The organism is Streptomyces sp. KR55, from assembly GCF_052245645.1.
GTDB lineage: Bacteria > Actinomycetota > Actinomycetes > Streptomycetales > Streptomycetaceae > Streptomyces > Streptomyces flavusporus.
In genome coordinates this window covers 1-858 of record NZ_JBQQCE010000968.1, presented here as the reverse complement: position 1 = coordinate 858, position 858 = coordinate 1, and the positions used below count along the sequence as shown (strand labels likewise).

The 858-nt window shown below is 68.2% G+C and carries 1 pseudogene; it reads left to right on the top strand.

Annotated elements, in window-relative coordinates:
• A pseudogene (locus ACTWQJ_RS51845) lies at window positions 1-675 on the top strand (hypothetical protein); the annotation flags it as partial.
• Window positions 676-858 lie beyond the last annotated feature (183 nt).

The following is an 858-nucleotide window of genomic DNA, read 5'->3' as shown; positions in this document are numbered from 1 at the left end:
CACGGCGCGATCCTCGTCGAGGGCCGCTGGTACTGCCCGTCCATGCCCGAGCCCCTCATCAACGCCACCATCGACCTGCACGCCGAGCGCATCGACCGGGAGACGTGGGTCCGGCTGATCGCCGCTCGTCGCGGCTACCGCCTCATGCCGAAGGAGAACGCCGACGCCGACGGCTACCAGCGGATGATGTGTCCCGCCGAGGCGGGCAAGGCCCAGTGCCCCATCAAGCCCCACGCCCTCGGGCGCGGCATCCACCTGCCCCTCATCGACCCGGAACCCAGCCCGGCCGGTCCGCTCAAGGTCTGCCGCCAGCGCACGATCACCGTCAGCCCCGAAGCCGGCGCCAAGCAGTGGCAAGCCCTGGACTACGGCAGCCCGGAATGGCAGAAGGTCTACTTCCGGCTCCGCAACAGCGTCGAGGGCTACAACGGCTACGCCAAGAACCCCCTCGCCGAGGGCATCGAATCCGCGGGCTCACGCCGCATCCGCGGCATCGCGGCACAAACGATCCTGCTCGCCTTCCAGCTGGCCCACGCCAACCGCCGCAAGATCAAGAAGTGGCTGGACACACTGTCGCTCGGCAGCGAGCGCCCCCGCCGACGCACCCACCACCGCCGTCGGACAAAAGAACCGAGGAGCTGGACGCCGACCGGCCACCTGGCGCCGGCGGCATAGATCAATCCGACCCGGCGCTGCAGCACAACGAAGACAGGCCCCACCCGTGAGATAGCTCACGCGTCGGGGCCCTGTTGTGTGAGCTGACCAGGCTGTGTGATGCCTCACAGCGATCATGGAAACGAGAAACGGGCCCCTGCGGTGACTTCCGTCACCTGCAGAGACCCGTTTCGTCGGTTTCTC